The organism is Paenibacillus sp. FSL H3-0321 (assembly GCF_038002865.1).
GTDB lineage: Bacteria > Bacillota > Bacilli > Paenibacillales > Paenibacillaceae > Paenibacillus_AQ.
Window position 1 is genome coordinate 5,551,920 of record NZ_JBBODH010000001.1, and the last position, 14,759, is coordinate 5,566,678.

13 protein-coding genes are annotated in these 14,759 nt (G+C 49.1%); 7 read left to right on the forward strand and 6 right to left on the reverse strand.

Features of this window, described 5'->3' with window-relative positions:
- The first annotated feature begins 84 nt into the window (after positions 1–84).
- A complete protein-coding gene (locus MHI45_RS24820) occupies positions 85–939 on the forward strand; it encodes a GGDEF domain-containing protein (protein ID WP_076113675.1) in 855 nt (284 codons plus the stop codon).
- Here the strand turns inward: MHI45_RS24820 and MHI45_RS24825 are convergent.
- Entirely contained in the window at positions 936–2,168 is a 1,233-nt protein-coding gene (locus MHI45_RS24825) for an SLC45 family MFS transporter (RefSeq protein ID WP_076113676.1), read from the reverse strand. The genes MHI45_RS24820 and MHI45_RS24825 overlap by 4 nt on opposite strands.
- A 4-nt stretch (positions 2,169–2,172) precedes the next feature.
- Positions 2,173–2,910: a glycerophosphodiester phosphodiesterase gene (locus MHI45_RS24830; RefSeq protein WP_076113677.1), complete on the reverse strand. Its 738-nt coding sequence runs from the start codon at positions 2,908–2,910 to the stop codon at positions 2,173–2,175.
- 198 nt (positions 2,911–3,108) lie between these two features.
- Between MHI45_RS24830 and MHI45_RS24835 the strand changes: the two genes are divergently transcribed.
- Positions 3,109–3,633: an NUDIX domain-containing protein gene (locus tag MHI45_RS24835; protein WP_076113678.1), complete on the forward strand. Its 525-nt coding sequence runs from the start codon at positions 3,109–3,111 to the stop codon at positions 3,631–3,633.
- A 152-nt stretch (positions 3,634–3,785) separates the two neighbouring features.
- On the opposite strand, the gene MHI45_RS24840 is transcribed toward MHI45_RS24835, so the two are convergent.
- The 3 genes from MHI45_RS24840 to MHI45_RS24850 form a co-directional block, all read right to left on the reverse strand.
- Positions 3,786–5,390, reverse strand: a complete 1,605-nt coding sequence (locus MHI45_RS24840) for an extracellular solute-binding protein (protein WP_076113703.1) — start codon at positions 5,388–5,390, stop codon at positions 3,786–3,788.
- A 211-nt stretch (positions 5,391–5,601) separates the two neighbouring features.
- On the reverse strand, positions 5,602–6,495 hold the full coding sequence (locus MHI45_RS24845; protein WP_038586830.1) for a carbohydrate ABC transporter permease: 894 nt from the start codon (positions 6,493–6,495) through the stop codon (positions 5,602–5,604).
- 44 nt (positions 6,496–6,539) lie between these two features.
- A complete protein-coding gene (locus MHI45_RS24850; protein WP_038598724.1) occupies positions 6,540–7,403 on the reverse strand; it encodes an ABC transporter permease in 864 nt (287 codons plus the stop codon).
- 313 nt (positions 7,404–7,716) lie between these two features.
- On the opposite strand from MHI45_RS24850, the gene MHI45_RS24855 reads away from it, so the two are divergent.
- The 3 genes from MHI45_RS24855 to MHI45_RS24865 all read left to right on the forward strand — a co-directional run bounded on the left by MHI45_RS24855 (position 7,717) and on the right by MHI45_RS24865 (position 12,324).
- Positions 7,717–9,297 carry a response regulator gene (locus MHI45_RS24855; RefSeq protein WP_076113679.1) on the forward strand — a complete coding sequence of 527 codons (1,581 nt, stop codon included), beginning with the start codon at positions 7,717–7,719 and terminating at the stop codon, positions 9,295–9,297.
- Between the two features lie 20 nt (positions 9,298–9,317).
- Positions 9,318–11,090: a sensor histidine kinase gene (locus tag MHI45_RS24860; RefSeq protein ID WP_076113680.1), complete on the forward strand. Its 1,773-nt coding sequence runs from the start codon at positions 9,318–9,320 to the stop codon at positions 11,088–11,090.
- Between the two features lie 106 nt (positions 11,091–11,196).
- On the forward strand, positions 11,197–12,324 hold the full coding sequence (locus tag MHI45_RS24865; RefSeq protein WP_076113681.1) for a family 10 glycosylhydrolase: 1,128 nt from the start codon (positions 11,197–11,199) through the stop codon (positions 12,322–12,324).
- Positions 12,325–12,393: 69 nt separating this feature from the next.
- On the opposite strand, the gene MHI45_RS24870 is transcribed toward MHI45_RS24865, so the two are convergent.
- Positions 12,394–13,002, reverse strand: a complete 609-nt coding sequence (locus MHI45_RS24870; RefSeq protein WP_076113682.1) for a hypothetical protein — start codon at positions 13,000–13,002, stop codon at positions 12,394–12,396.
- Positions 13,003–13,226: 224 nt separating this feature from the next.
- On the opposite strand from MHI45_RS24870, the gene MHI45_RS24875 reads away from it, so the two are divergent.
- Together MHI45_RS24875 and MHI45_RS24880 are read left to right on the forward strand one after the other, a co-directional pair.
- A complete protein-coding gene (locus tag MHI45_RS24875) occupies positions 13,227–13,679 on the forward strand; it encodes a YhcH/YjgK/YiaL family protein (protein ID WP_076113683.1) in 453 nt (150 codons plus the stop codon).
- Positions 13,680–13,827: 148 nt separating this feature from the next.
- The gene (locus MHI45_RS24880) at positions 13,828–14,745 is read left to right on the forward strand and encodes an AraC family transcriptional regulator (protein WP_076113684.1); all 918 of its coding nucleotides are present in this window, start codon (positions 13,828–13,830) and stop codon (positions 14,743–14,745) included.
- Positions 14,746–14,759 lie beyond the last annotated feature (14 nt).

A 14,759-nucleotide genomic window follows, 5' to 3' on the forward strand; every position in this document is an offset into this window, starting at 1 on the left:
GGATCAGCCTGCGCCTGCCGATAATAAGCTTATCGCTTATTACTGTTAATCAGATTTATTTTCATGTAAAAGGGAGTGCGCATCATGATGGAAGAAGCCCGTAATTATATATTGGCTCTATTTTCGGTTCCCATCGCAGCGTTGACTGTGTACAGCCTTCTCCGGCTGACCCGGAATTTCACCTATAAAAATCAAAGAGCCCGTGCTGTGCGCACGAGCCTGATAATACTGATCGCCAGCGGCGGATTATACGGAATGCACTGGCTGGGCAAGCAGTCACAGTCCGGGTTGAAACAGGCTGAGGGCAGCCTGTTTATCTCCTTGGCACTGTATGCACTGACTCTCTTGGCCCTGACGTATCTGTTCTCCAAGCTTCGCCAGATCCTGACCGAAAGAGAGCAATTGAAGGAACTTGCCTACAGGGACACCTTGACAGGCCTCTTGAACAAAAACGGGATGGATCACTTCTGGGACCACTGCAAACCGAATGAGCAGCTTGCGGTGCTGTTCCTTGACCTGGACCGATTCAAGTCAATCAATGACAGACTTGGCCATCATGTGGGCGATTTGCTGCTCCAGGCCGTTGGCGGCAGTCTGAAACAGTTCTCCTCCAAAGGCAAACGGCATATCTTCCGGAACGGCGGGGATGAATTCGTAATTGTCGCCAAGCGCTGCGGCCGTAAGGAAGCGGAGCAGCTTGCTATGCAGATTCTGGAGCAAACGACCCGCATTTACAGTCTGGAACGGCATGAACTGTTTGTTTCAGTCAGCATCGGCATTACGTTGAGCCATGGCAGGATCGACCCGATGACGCTGCTGAAGGAAGCCGATTCGGCAATGTACAGCGCCAAGCAGCTCGGAAAGGGCCGATATACCATACACAAGCAGGGCAACACGCTTAAATCTGTCAATTGGGCAGGCAGCTCCAAAGCCAATTAATTTAATTTGCTGCGTCCTTTCATCAGGAACAGGCAGAGTAGGGCTATTGCCATGCTCACCGCTGCCGCATAGAACAGAATGGAGTAGTCGGTAAGGTCAATCATCAGCCCAAGCAGCGGTGGGGAGGTGATGGCGGCCAGCGAGGAGACCAGATAATACATTCCGGTGCGTGTACCGATGCTTTCCTCCGTGCCTGTCGCTACTACATAAGGGTATGAATTGATATTAATGCAGGCCCAGAACATCCCGCCAACGAGCAGCAGAATCCGCAGCACAAGCAAATTCTCCGCAAATCCCACGAGGGCAAAAACTGCCGTCAGTCCGCAGACTCCGGTGACAATCATCTTTTTCTTCCCGAACCGCCCGCCCAGCCAGCCGCTCGGAATCGCAAACACTACGAAGGCCAGCGAAAAGAACGTCAGCGAGAAGGAGGCTGCCTGTTCACTGAGGCCAAGGTGATGTTTGCCGTACAATGTGAACAGCGTCTCTACTCCTTGATAAGCTACGAACCAGAAGAAGATGGCTGCTAAGAGCCAGACAGTGGTCCGGTCGAGCTGTTTTTTTAAGGAGATGCGTGTAGGTTTGACCCGTGGAATGTTACCGCTGCGTTGCGAATCTCCGGATAGACCTGTGACTTCTTCGCTACCTAGTCCGGCTTCTTTGTTCACCCCATCCCGTTCCTCCTTGATGAACTGCGACACGATGAACAGGCAGAGCAGCGTGATGAGACCGGCAACAATGAACGGCAATGCTGGGCTGGCCTTGTAGAGGAATGAGCCGACGCCAAACGCCAGGATCGACCCAATCCCTCCCATGAAGTTAATCAGGCCGTTCGCTTTGGTGCGCTGCTTATCCGGCGTAATATCCGGCATCAGCGCGACAGTCGGCGAACGGTACAGGCTCATGGCCAGGTTCATCAGCATCATAAAGAGCAGCAGCGTGAACAGCCCGGTGTGGAACGGAATCAGCATCGTCAGTACGGCAGCCAGCGGCATTCCGATCAGCAGATAAGGCATTCTGCGCCCATAACGGCTCACCGTACGGTCACTGCGGTTGCCAATCCATGGCTGCAGAAACAGGGCGAAATAGTTATCAATGGTCATCATGAAGCTGATCAAAGCTACACTGTGTACATATTTCTCCAGGAAAAAAGGTACAAACGCATTATACAAACTCCATGTAATGCTGATGCTGAAAAAACCGAAACCCAGCAGCCAGACTTTCTTCACCCCATCACTCTCCCTTGGCAGTAAGCAGTCTGTCCAGCAAGTCCGGATAATCGGTAATGATTCCTGACACTCCGGCAGCGATTAATTCTTTCATGCGCTCCGGATCATTTACGGTCCAAGGATGATAGGCGATGCCATGCTCCGCCGCCTCGGAGACAAACTCCGGCAACACAGCGAAATGATAGGCATGCAGCGCATCCGCCTGCAGAGAAGCTGCGTAATCCCACGGGCGGTACAAGCCTTCTCCATACAAAATCCCGGTGCGAATCTCCGGTGCCAGCGATTTGCAGTGAGCCAGGGAGTAATGGTTGAAGCTCGACAATATGACGCGTTCACTCATGTTGAATTCCCGCACGGCGGCAATAACCTTTTCCTCCATCCCCGGGTACATAAAGACCCCGTTCTTAAGTTCAATATTTAGCACCGTATCGCTATCCTTGAGCAGATCCAGAAGATCTTCGAGGGTGGGAAGCAGCTCTCCCTTGAATTCTTCCCCGAACCAGGAGCCCGCGTCCAGGTCAAGCAGTTCCTTAAGCGTGTGGTCTTTCACATTCCCGCTGCCGTTTGTCGTGCGGCCCAGCGTTTCGTCATGAATCAGAATCAGTGCGCCATCCTTTGTCATCTGTACATCGGTTTCAATCCCGGTCGCTCCAAGGGTAAGGCCCTTGCGGAATGCTGACATCGTATTCTCCGGACACACAGCGGATGCGCCGCGATGCGCAAAGTTAATTAGCGGATTCATTGTTTGCAGTCCCTCCAAGTTGTTTTTTAATAGAGCCCGACGAATCAGGCTACTCTTCTTATTCCACACCGGATAAAAAAAACCTGTCCAAAAATCCCCTCAGAACGCGAATTCCTAAAATTTTACCTAGCGATTACATATCCCTGGACCTGTATAATAGGATAGAATTCAGTGTACTTGGAGAGGAAGAGATGTTTCTTGAAGTATTGTATAGAATGCGGAACTGAGCTGATCTTGAAAGAATGCGGCGGGGAGGGGCTGATCCCTTTTTGCGGGGCATGCGGAATGTTCCGGTTTCCTGTTTTTAGCACGGCTATCAGTACCGCAGTGTTGAACAAAGAGATGGACAAGATTCTGCTAATCAAGCAGTATAACCGGCCGGATTACATCCTGCTCGCAGGTTACGTCAACAAAGGGGAGAATGCGGAAGCCACCCTTATCCGCGAGGTAAAGGAAGAGGTAGGGCTGGATATCGTGGCTTATGAATATATGCGCAGCCTTTATTTTGAGCCGTCCAATACGCTGATGCTGAACTTTATAAGCATGGCTGCTTCGGAAGACTTGAGCCGGATGAGTACCGAAGTGGATCAAGCGATGTGGTTCACATTTGAAGAAGCGGCCCGGGAGATCAAAAAGAACAGTCTGGCAGAGACCTTTCTGCTGGCGATTATTGAGAAGCTGAATGCAGGCAAGGTTGACCTCCTTAAACTCACTGAAGCTTAAACGCGCGGCCCCGGTCCGTGCCTTGGGCCAATTGATTCTGACCACAGCCGTATCCATTGATGTGTTTCCATTCTCATCCTGACAAAGCAAAGGGCGTCCCGCGGCCATTTACATGGCAGGGAACACCCTTGTTCTTTTTATAGCGGGACGGTTTAATTCCCTTTTATCTTTTTGATATTGTCCTGCCACTTCCCGGTTTCAAACTTCAGGAGCTTATCATAACCGGCCTTTTGGGCATCCTGCTCGGCTTTGTCTAGCAGGGCGATCACCTCCTGTTCATCCTTGGCGAACAAGGCTTTAGCCCGCACCTTATCGGCGATATCGGCTACACGCTGCATGATCATGCCCTCTTCTGAATCTGGAAGGGGCTGTATATTGCCGAATTCCGTGGCATCAAATGAGGTCTTCCAGGCGATTGTGGTTTGGGAGACCGTAGCCCAGTCGCGCTTATCCTCAGGCAGACTCATTTCATTTTCAGCCTTGGCTCCATCAATAAATGCCGTATTTCCTGCCCATTGAAACGTATCCCAGATGGCCATGAGCTTGGAACGCTCCTCGGCTTCATTTTTATATTTTTCTGTGTAGATGGGTGCGCCTTTCTCATTGATGCCCTGCCAGTACATGCCTTCAGGCCCCCAGAAAATAATACGCTCCCCTTCCTCACCCGTCAGCCAGTCCAGATAGGCAAATATGCCTTCTGGATTCTCAGCCTGTGTTGTGATGACACTGACATTCCAGCCAAGAGAATCAAATTCGTTGACCCATACCTTCTTCGGATCTACGCCGGCTTTATGCAAAGGCCAGATCATCGTGTATCCGCCTTCAGGATCTTTGGCGCGCAGCATGCTGTTCGCTTCCGTGCCGATAACGGTGGTATCGAAATCCCCGTAGACCGCTATGCGGCCATTATTCACCTTTTCCTTGACCTGGTCGCGGGTCTGCGTGATGGCATCCTGGGTAATCAGCTTTTCCCGGAACAATTTATTGGCGAACACCATGGTTTCGCGGTAGACCGGATCACTGAAGAGGGATTTCAGCTCATTCCCCTGGGGGACCACACGCAGAGAGACCTGCCCGACATTCCGGTCTTCCGCCATCCCGGCGTAGAGAAAGTCTATCCCTTGACCCAGCATCCCGACCTCGAATGGAATAATGTCAGGATATTTCTCTTTCACCAGCTTCAGATAGGCATACAGATCATCAAAGGTTTTCAGCTTCGGCGATCCGAGTTCCTTGTAGATCTTATTATTTACAGCGTAGCCACCGTTGCCCATCGGATTTTTCGTGTACCAATTTGGGAATTGGTACAGTTTGCCGTCTTCGGAGCGGAGCATATTGATTGTTTTTTCTCCTGCCCATTTTTTCAGATTAGGATATTTATCAAGATAGGGGTCCAGCGCAACGAGCTTGCCTGCTTTTCTCAGCTTTTCTACTTCGGCTCCGCGGTCTCCCCAGATGACATCCGGGAACTCGCCGGAGGCGATCATTGTATTGAATTTCTGCAGAGCCGCACCGCCGGACTGGATCGACTGGACCGTTACTTTCTTGTTCTCCTGAATCCATTTAGTCGCCGGATCCTGGCCCCAAGGATTCATCGTATACCAGTCATAATTGCCGAAAAAGGAAAAGGTGAGCGGTGTTTCTCCGAAAACAAAAGGTTGGGATGAATCAGTCCCGGCAGTGTTGTTGCTTGGCTTTGCCCCGTCTTCACCGGTGTTTCCACCGCATGCGGCAAGCATGATACTCATACCCAGCATACATACCGGCAGCAGGAATGATTTTTTTGAAATATAAGAGTTTATATGCTTCACGCTATAAATTATCCTTCTATTTCTCGCTGAAACGGATACCGTCCTTTTGAGGACGGCGAAGCCGTTTCCACTTGTAATGAACATCTTCATACCCCCATGGGATTGTTTTTTATGAATAAGCCGTGAGCCATGATTGCTACACCGATCTTATCCAAGTTCATTCTTTAATGGAACCGATCATGACACCCTTGGTAAAATATTTCTGCAAAAATGGATAAACGAGCAAAATAGGTACAGTTGCTACCAGCATAGTGGACATGGTGAGCGATTTGGTTGTGACGCTTTGGAGCCGGGCCATGTGGCCTTGAGCGGCTGCATTGGTCTGCATCATCTGTTCAGACATAATGTTGGAGCTTAGAATTTGCTGAAGCAGCGTTTGAATCGGGAGCAGATGCCCGGAGGTGATGTAAATGCTGGCCGTAAACCAGTCATTCCAGTGCCATACTGCAGCAAATAGAGAAAGTGTGGCGATCACCGGACCTGAAATCGGGATGACAATTTTGAAAAAGATGCCGAAGTGGCCGCAGCCGTCGATTTTTGCCGATTCCTCCAATCCTTCCGGCAGTTCGAGAAAAAACGTGCGGAAAATGATCATGTTCCAGACGCTGATTATATTCGGAACAATCATGACCCAGAAATTATTCATCAGGCCCAACTCACGGTTAATCAGAAAGGAAGGAATCAATCCTCCGCTGAAGTACATCGTGATGATGCACAGGATCATATACCCTTTCCGTCCCATGAGCTGTTTCTTGGACATGCCATAGGCAAAGATTGATGTACAGGCAATGGATAGAATTGTGCCAATCCCCGTTCTCAGCACGGAAATAAGGAAGCCTGTCATTAGCCGCTTATCCTGAAACACTACAATGTAATTCTCCAGAGTGAATTGTCTGGGCCAAAAGGTGATCCCCCCACGCGTCGTGTCCAAACCCACGTTGAATGAGATAACGATCGAATTCCAGAACGGATACAACATTACAAAAGCCATGAGAATGAGCATGGAGTAAATGAGACTGAGAAACAAATTGTCAGAAAGACTGTTTTTCATGCCGTGATCACCTGCATTTCAATGTGTAGTTGCGATGCCGAAGACTACCACAGACTGTGTCCCAGTTTACGGGCTATCCGATTGGCAACTGTGAGCAAAAAGACGCTGATTATCGACTTGAATAAACCGACTGCGGCGGCGTAGGAGAAAAGCGAGTTGCGGATACCAACGCGGTAGACGTAAGTATCAATGACATCGGACACGTCCTGAAGTACAGGGTTTTTGGCCAGGAGCAGGATGTCCTCAAAGCCTGCGCTCAAGATATCGCCAACTGCGAGAATCATGAAGATCGTAACTACGCCGGAAATACCGGGCAGGGTAATGTACCAAATTTTCTTCAAGCGGTTTGCTCCGTCGATGGAGGCTGCTTCGTAAATTTCGGGATTGATGCCCGCAATGGCGGCCAGATATACGATGCCGGAGAAACCGATCTCCTTCCAGATTCCTGTTCCGATCAGGATGGCCCAGAAGTAGCCGGGAATGGACAGGAAATTGACAGGTTCGCTGATTAAATGCAGCTTTTGCAGCAGCATGTTCACGCTTCCGTTATCGGTTGCCAGCATGGAGGTCACAAATCCGGACACGATGACCCAGGACAGGAAGTGGGGCAGGTAGCTGATGGTCTGGATCATCCGTTTGAAGCGCGAGTGAATCACTTCGTTCAGGATAAGCGCCAGCAGTATAGGTGCCGGAAATCCGATGAGGAGTCTCAGGGCACTAATCACAATCGTATTGCGCATGACGGTCCAGAATTCGGGTGCCTCGAAGAACATCTGGAAATACTTGAAGCCTACCCATGGGCTGTGCAGAAATCCTTGAAAAATATCGTAATCCTGAAAAGCCATCAGCACCCCGTACATCGGCAGATAAGAAAAGATCACGATAAGAATCATTGCCGGGATGACCATCAGTTGAAGATCCAGCTGCCTGGAGAATCTGAACCAGAAGGATTTGCGGCTGGCTTCCGGTCGTACGCCCGGAGGGACTCCCGGTGGTGAAGACGTGACGATGCTTTTTTTCATCTGAACACTTCCTTTGCAAATTTCTCTGCTGAAATTCATAGTATAGGAACCGTTCCGGCAAAAACACTGATAAGAACAACGATTTGTAGACTTCTGCAATGAGGATGAAGGTTTTGCAACACGGTAAAAATGAAATGTTATATGATGTGATCAATAGAAAGTGTTGGCTTTGATCACACGGCCGGATTGGAGGTCAAACATGTATAACGTATTGCTGTCAGATGATGAAGTGCTGGATTTAAGAGGGATGCAGCACTTTATACCCTGGAAGGATCTGCAGATGAATGTGGCAGCGGTGGTGAGCAGCGGCTTCGCTGCGCTGGATTATATCCGGAATCATCATGTTGATATTCTGATCACCGATATCCGGATGCCGATTATGTCCGGTCTGGAGCTGTCCCGTGAAGCATTGCAGCTGCTCCCACAGCTGAAAATCATATTTGTAAGCGGTTACGAAGACTTCCACTATGCCAAGCAGGCGATGGAGCTGAATGTGCAGAGTTATGTCCTGAAGCCTGTAGAGGATGAAGAAATGATCGAGGTGCTGCAGAAGGTGAAGGCCCAATTGGATCATGAGGCCCAGCAGTCGAGACTGGAATCGGATTACTATAAGACCTTACCTGTACTTAAGAACAACAGGCTGCTTGGCCTGCTGGATGGTCAGCAAGACGGAGCAGAAACCATGGATGATCTAGTCCTTGTGCAATGCGGAATTAGCCCATCTGCTCCGCAGCGGGTCGCCGTGATTGAGATTGATGATGTGGCCTGGAAGCTGAATGCATACAGCGAGCTGGAGGCGAGGCAGATCGTCAATCAGCTGTATCAAACGGTACTGGATTATTGCACAGAGTGCCGGATCTGGTCGCTGTGCAGGCTTTCCAGCCGTGAATGTGCGCTTGTACTGCAGATGGAGGAACTGGCGGAATGTGAAGCGCTGCTCAGCGGTTTAATTGAACTTATTGGGGTCCGGTTTCCGGTCACCATCACAATAGGCCTGAGCAGCACAGCAGCTTCCACCGCTTCAATTCACACCTCTTATCAGCAGGCGAAACAGGCGCTTGATTATAAAATGCTTGCGGGCAAAAGCCGTCTGATCCAATTTTCCGAGCTGGAGTCAGGCAGCGTGGAGGACGTGCAGAGTCTCGAAATGACGCTGGATGCCCTGTTTGCCGCAATGTCGAATTACAGGCTTGTCCAGCTGCACGATGAACTTGAGAATGTATTCGCCTTGGTCCGCCGGATGAAGTCCAAATCTACCGTCTACAACTTTGCCATTCAGATTATCTCCCGGCTGGATGCCTATCTGGCAGGACTAAACGAGAATCTGTTCCAGATGCTGGGCATGCGAATGGAAAACCTGGACATTCTGTTCAAATTCGAAACCATGGATGATATCCAGTCCTGGCTGCGCCGGAGGGTATTTGAAATCTCTGAAACACTGCATGTAAAGAAGCAAAAGAAAAATAATAAGCTGCTTGAATCGGTCTGCGCCTATGTGGAGAAGCATCTGGACCAGAATATCGCACTCCGGGATGTGAGCAATCTGTTTAGCTTTTCCCCGAATCATCTCGGCGTGCTGTTCAAGCAGGGAACGGGTATTAATTTCAGCGATTACGTAGTAGAGAAGCGGCTGGAGAAAGCCTGCACTTTACTGCAGAATCCCCAATATAAAATTTTCGAGGTGGCCGGAAGGGTTGGCTATAAAAACCTGACTTATTTCAGCAGGCAGTTTAAAGACAAATATGGGATGACACCGGGGGATTACCGTAAGCAGTGCTGAACAAAGGAGAACAGCGGCCTATGAAGCAAAATAAACGGTTTCTGTCATTCGGCTACAAGCTGATGATTTCTTATATTGTACTGCTGATTGTCCCGGTTGCTTTTGTCGGTGCCTTTGCTTATAACACGGCGGTTGAATCCATCCGAACACAGACAAAGGCCAATATCCGGGGCACGCTTCAGCAGATTCAGGATAATATCCGTTATAAGGTGGAGGATACCAAGCGGCTGACGGACTCACTGTATTATGACCGCACACTGGCGGATTCCTTAAGGCGCTACGATGACGGCTGGTACAGCTTTGAGACGCTGCAGAGCTATTTGATCCCGATGCTGCAAAATACGGTGCATTCCTCTAACCGCAACATTGCACTGTCCCTGTATATTCAGAATGAGACCATACCCGAGGTTTACTATTCTTACGAAGGGATGGACCCGCTGCGGAAGGGGAGGTTCTACCAGCTGTTTCACCAAAAGCGGATTCTGGGCAAGCCATGGTTCAGCGGTTTTCCCCGGGAACAATACGGGGTAACGATGCAGTGGCGCCAGATCGAAGATGATGAGTCCTACGGGAATATTTCCTTGCTCCGCAGATTGATGGATACGTATGAGCCCACTGCACCGAGTCCATTTGGTTTTGTCCGGATTACCGTCAAGCTTGCCGATCTTCTCGAAAGCGTGAAAGATGATAAGTTCCGCAAGGGCAGTACAGTGTATATAGAAAATGAAAATCATGACATTATCCACCTTTCTTCAGGGGATGAAAATATGAAACCCGAGCAAATCCCACTGCTGGAGAGCAAGGATTATCTGCAAATCAAGGCGCCGGTCGAGGAACTGAACTGGACGCTTGCGGTCAATATCCCCAATGAAGTTTTGGAGCAGGATATCCAGAAGGTCAAAAGCGTAACCATTCTCGTCTGCCTGATTATGATCGGTTTCTTTTCCGCAGCAGGTATGCTGCTGTCCGGCTATTTTTCCCGGCGTGTCGTCAAAATTGTGTCTGTTCTCCGTTCCTTTCAGGAAGGGGATTTGCATAAAAGGCTTAGTTACCGGGGCAATGACGAATTTAATCAGATCTCCCTGGCACTAAATAATATGGGGGAGAATATGAACCGCCTGATTCAGGAAGTTTACCTCTCCAACCTGCATAAGAAGGAAGCAGAGCTGGAAATTCTTCAGGCACAGATCAATCCCCACTTTTTGTATAACTCGTTTTCTTCCATAAACCGTCTGGCACAGTTTGGTGAGATCAGTAAAATCCGTTCGATGGTCAGCGGCCTTGCGAAATTCTACAGACTGACACTGAATGAGGGCAGGACGATGATTCCGGTCGAGAAGGAGCTGCAGCATGTACAGACCTATATTGACATCCAGAAAATCAAATATGAGGATCATCTCACCTTTAATTTCGATATTGACCAAAAGGTGCTGGGTTTTGATACTGTAAGGCTGATTTTGCAGCCCTTTGTGGAGAACATTCTTGAGCATGCTTTTTACGGGGAGACCATTCATATCCGCATTACGGCGGAGGCTGGTCAGCAGGGAATTGTATTCAAGGTGATTGACGACGGCATCGGTATGACTAAGGAAACCATCCGGCAGATTTTCTCTCCAAGCGGGATCAAGATGGGGTATGGCATCCGCAACGTAGACCAGAGAATCAAGCTGCAATTTGGCGATTCATACGGTGTCTTGCTCTACAGCCGGCTTGGAATCGGAACAACTGTTCAAATCACTATCCCTTACTTTCATCATACAGAGCTCACCGGCAACGACGGGACACAGGGATAAGGCAGAAGCTTTCCGAGCTTTCAGTCTGTCTGGGAAAGGAGGAGGAATAAGGAATTCGTAACATCTAATCTGCACCCCATCTAATTATAGAAAGGCGGAGAAAACAATGACTAAAGGTAAAAGAAAACGGACTTTGCTGATGGCCCTGCCCGCGCTGCTGCTGAGCTTTATGCTGAGTGTTCCGGCCCAGACAACATCTGCCCAAACAGGACCCTTCGTATCCGAGATCATCGTGCGGACAGGCGCCAATTTCAAAAACCATAATGATGTTGTCAGCTTCGTGAGCAATGCGGCAAAGAACAATATTTCCGTCATCAATTTGAGTGTGAAGCAGGATGAGGATGAGGAGGTTCCGTCCGGCTATGCATTTTATAAGAGCAAGATTGCGCCGGTCGCTTCGGGATACTCCAATTTTGACGCAGTCAAGGATGTTATTACTGAGGCACATAAAAAGAATATTCAGGTGAGGGCATGGATTCCGCAGTTCCACGACCGTGCGGCCTTTGACAAGAACAGCGAGTGGCAGATGCGCGCGCTTGTGGACGGCAAGGTGAAGCCTTTTACAGGCTCCAATGGCACTGAATATTTCGTGAATCCGCTCCATCCTGGTGTGCAAGCCTATGAGCGCTCTATCATCAAAGAAGTTGCTGAAAATTATGATGTCGATGGTATTGTCCTGGACTGGCTCCGCTTTGACGATTACAACATGGATATGGGCGATTACACGAGAACACAGTATAAAAATCAATACGGCTATGATCCAATTACTATTAACTTTGCTTCGGATAATGCGAAACGGGAGGAGTGGAATGACTGGAGAACGACCAAGCTTGGGGAGTATGTGCGTGATGTGAAAAGCGATTTGGACGGGATTACGCCAGGACTCTTTTTCGGGGCTTATATTCTGCCGCCGGAGTTTGTGGAAGTCGGACAGGATGCCGCCAAATTTATGCCATACATGGATTTCGTTTCTCCGATGGCCTATTTCGACGATTGGGAATTTCCGCAAAGCTGGGTTTATGACAGCGAAGGAATACTAAGCCAGACCCGGCAAAAAATCGGCAATGCCGAAATCATCGCCGCGTTGGATACCGATTGGACCGATGCCCAGTATAAAAACGTACAACAGGGAATTCGTTCCAACTTTCCCGACATTTCAAATCTGGCTTTTTTCATTTATGGCAAGTGGACGAATACGGATATGAAGAATATCAATAAGCGCGCAAACTGGTAGCTATATAAGTTGAACTTTAGCTTTACCCCGCCGGCATAGAACGCAACTGCGGTGATGACCGCACAGTAACTATGCTGAGACAATATCCCGGATCATCTCATGCACATGCTGTACTTCCATAAGGGCCTGGGAGTATTCCAGGTCCGATTTTTTGGCTGGTACTTGCCTTGGAAGAAAGGGAATCGACAGTACGGGCGTATCTTTGCTGCTGAGGTAGATTTTAAGCGTAAGCTCAATAATTTCCTCGGGTTTTCCGTCTTCCTGTCTGTTTGCGGTTCCGTAGACTGCGGCAGCATCCAGTACTTTACCTGTGCCGGCCTTTGCACCGCTGCTGGTAATCCGGCTGGTTTTGCTGACTTTGGTCAGGGTGAGGGCGTTCTCAACAATTTCAGAGCCTAGGATCACATCAAAGGTGTAAAGTGCAGCTGAGGCCGTTTCATGGTTGTCAGGGGAATACATGCCGATAGCGAGCTGCTTGCCTCCTTCATCCAGGGCAATGATATGAGATTTGTCTGGAGTGATGAACCGCTTGCTGAATTTAAGGTTAAAATCAGCCAGTGTATGGATCAGCTTGTTCAAGTCAGACGAAGGATCGGACAGTTTATGCCGCAGCACCGCTGCCGCCAGCAGCAAGCCTACACCCAGTGCGGCGAACATGTACATCAGGATAATGAGCATTATACCGCCTCCTAAAAGTTTTGTGAGCTTAGACCTCATTGAATCCACTTCGAACAAAACTCACTTCGAAAGCATAGACTTAAGTTTTGTGAGCTTAGACCCCATTGTAAGAATCTATGCCGGGGGTACGTGAACAAATACATAGACCTGCCGCGAGAGATCAACTATTCTTTTTCTATTCCGCAAAACGGGGATATATAAGAGAATATAGGAGGATTTCGGGCATGATAGTGGATACATTGGGGCATTTACTGGAGAATGAGGCTGCTTACGGAGAGGAAATTCAGCGTGGACTGCAGTTCCTGCGGGATACAGACTTTGCGGGGCTGGCTGCAGGCCGCCATGATGTGAATGAAGAAATGTTCTATTTCATCAATGAATACGAGACCAAGGACGCCGGAGACTGCTTCTGGGAAGCCCACCGGATCAATCTTGATCTGCATTATATTCTTGAAGGCACAGAGCGCATCGGTTATTCCGCTATTGAGCAGCTCAAGGTTAGAGATGAATACAGCGCCGAGAAAGATGCGGTGTTCTTTACGGGTGAGCTGGTGTCGGCGGTAACCGCAGGTCCGGGAGCGCTTGTCGTCTGCTATCCGCAGGACGGGCATATGACAGGGATTGAAGCGGGGAAGAAGGAAGCGGTGCGGAAGGTTGTTTTGAAGATTAAACTCTGATTTGTTTTCGATTTAAATATAGTGTGAAAAAGAGCCCTGCGGGGCTCTTTTTTGCGCCTCTTGATGTGTCCTCTGCCGGGGGATAAGATAAAGTGGGGTTCAATGAAATTTTAAATGCAGCTAATTACCCGGACAAGGAGCCGCGCTAATGAATATTTATCTCGAACTTCCGGATGTGGATAAGCATTTCCCCTTCCGCAGCTTAGTCTGCGGAGGTGACGATCTCACATATCCGCATTGGCATAAAGAAATCGAAATCATCTATGTCACCAAGGGAAGACTAAATCTGGGAATAAATGATACCCCGATCCGCATGGAACAGGGTGAAATACAGTTTATCAATGGCGGAGATGTGCACTATTTCCTCGCCTCGCCTGAAAGTGAACGGTTTGTGATCCAGTTTGATCTCGGACTGTTCCAGGAGGTTGCTGCGCCCGGCGGCAATGAATATTCGCTTCGCGATCTGTTCACAGAGATGGAGCAATCCAGTTCAAGCTGGCCGGAAGCGGTAGCAACGAAGGTGATTGGCCTTCTGGAGAGCATTTACGAGGAGGATACGCAGCGGCGTGAAGGCTATGCTTATCTCATCAAGGCGAGACTGTTCGAGCTGTTGACGGTTATTATGCGGGAAGTGCCGAAGAATAGAAGCAACAGAGGGCCCAAGTTCTCGGAGGATACTCAGATTCAGTCGCGGGAAACGCTGGAACGGCTGGAGCGGATCTTCATCTATGTCGAGCAGCATTACCAGGAACCGATTACGCTAAATGAGGTAGCCGGGCACATGGGCTTCAGCCCGTATTATTTTACCAAGCTGTTCAAGAAGAATACGGGCATGACCTTTGTCGCCTTTCTGAATGAATACCGGCTGAATAAAGCCAAGTGGATTCTGCTCAATCAGAATCTGCCCATGTCTGCCGTGGCGGAAGCAGCGGGGTTTGGCAGCGTGAAGACTTTTCATCATTTTTTCAAGGAAGCGACGGGGATATCGCCCCTGAAATACCATAAGACAATATTCAGGAATAACAGGGCAAGATTGCAGGAAGAAAGCCCTTCCGCGGATTTGTAAGATAGAGATATTAC

Coding starts and splice junctions, on each gene's coding strand:
- MHI45_RS24850 (WP_038598724.1), bottom strand. CDS start 7,403: ATGGTCATCCCGGCAATGATTCTTATCGTGATCTTTTCTTATCTGCCG.
- MHI45_RS24870 (WP_076113682.1), bottom strand. CDS start 13,002: ATGCTCATTATCCTGATGTACATGTTCGCCGCACTGGGTGTAGGCTTG.
- MHI45_RS24820 (WP_076113675.1), top strand. CDS start 85: ATGATGGAAGAAGCCCGTAATTATATATTGGCTCTATTTTCGGTTCCC.
- MHI45_RS24880 (WP_076113684.1), top strand. CDS start 13,828: ATGAATATTTATCTCGAACTTCCGGATGTGGATAAGCATTTCCCCTTC.
- MHI45_RS24840 (WP_076113703.1), bottom strand. CDS start 5,390: ATGCTGGGTATGAGTATCATGCTTGCCGCATGCGGTGGAAACACCGGT.
- MHI45_RS24855 (WP_076113679.1), top strand. CDS start 7,717: ATGTATAACGTATTGCTGTCAGATGATGAAGTGCTGGATTTAAGAGGG.
- MHI45_RS24830 (WP_076113677.1), bottom strand. CDS start 2,910: ATGAATCCGCTAATTAACTTTGCGCATCGCGGCGCATCCGCTGTGTGT.
- MHI45_RS24875 (WP_076113683.1), top strand. CDS start 13,227: ATGATAGTGGATACATTGGGGCATTTACTGGAGAATGAGGCTGCTTAC.
- MHI45_RS24865 (WP_076113681.1), top strand. CDS start 11,197: ATGACTAAAGGTAAAAGAAAACGGACTTTGCTGATGGCCCTGCCCGCG.
- MHI45_RS24860 (WP_076113680.1), top strand. CDS start 9,318: ATGAAGCAAAATAAACGGTTTCTGTCATTCGGCTACAAGCTGATGATT.
- MHI45_RS24845 (WP_038586830.1), bottom strand. CDS start 6,495: ATGAAAAACAGTCTTTCTGACAATTTGTTTCTCAGTCTCATTTACTCC.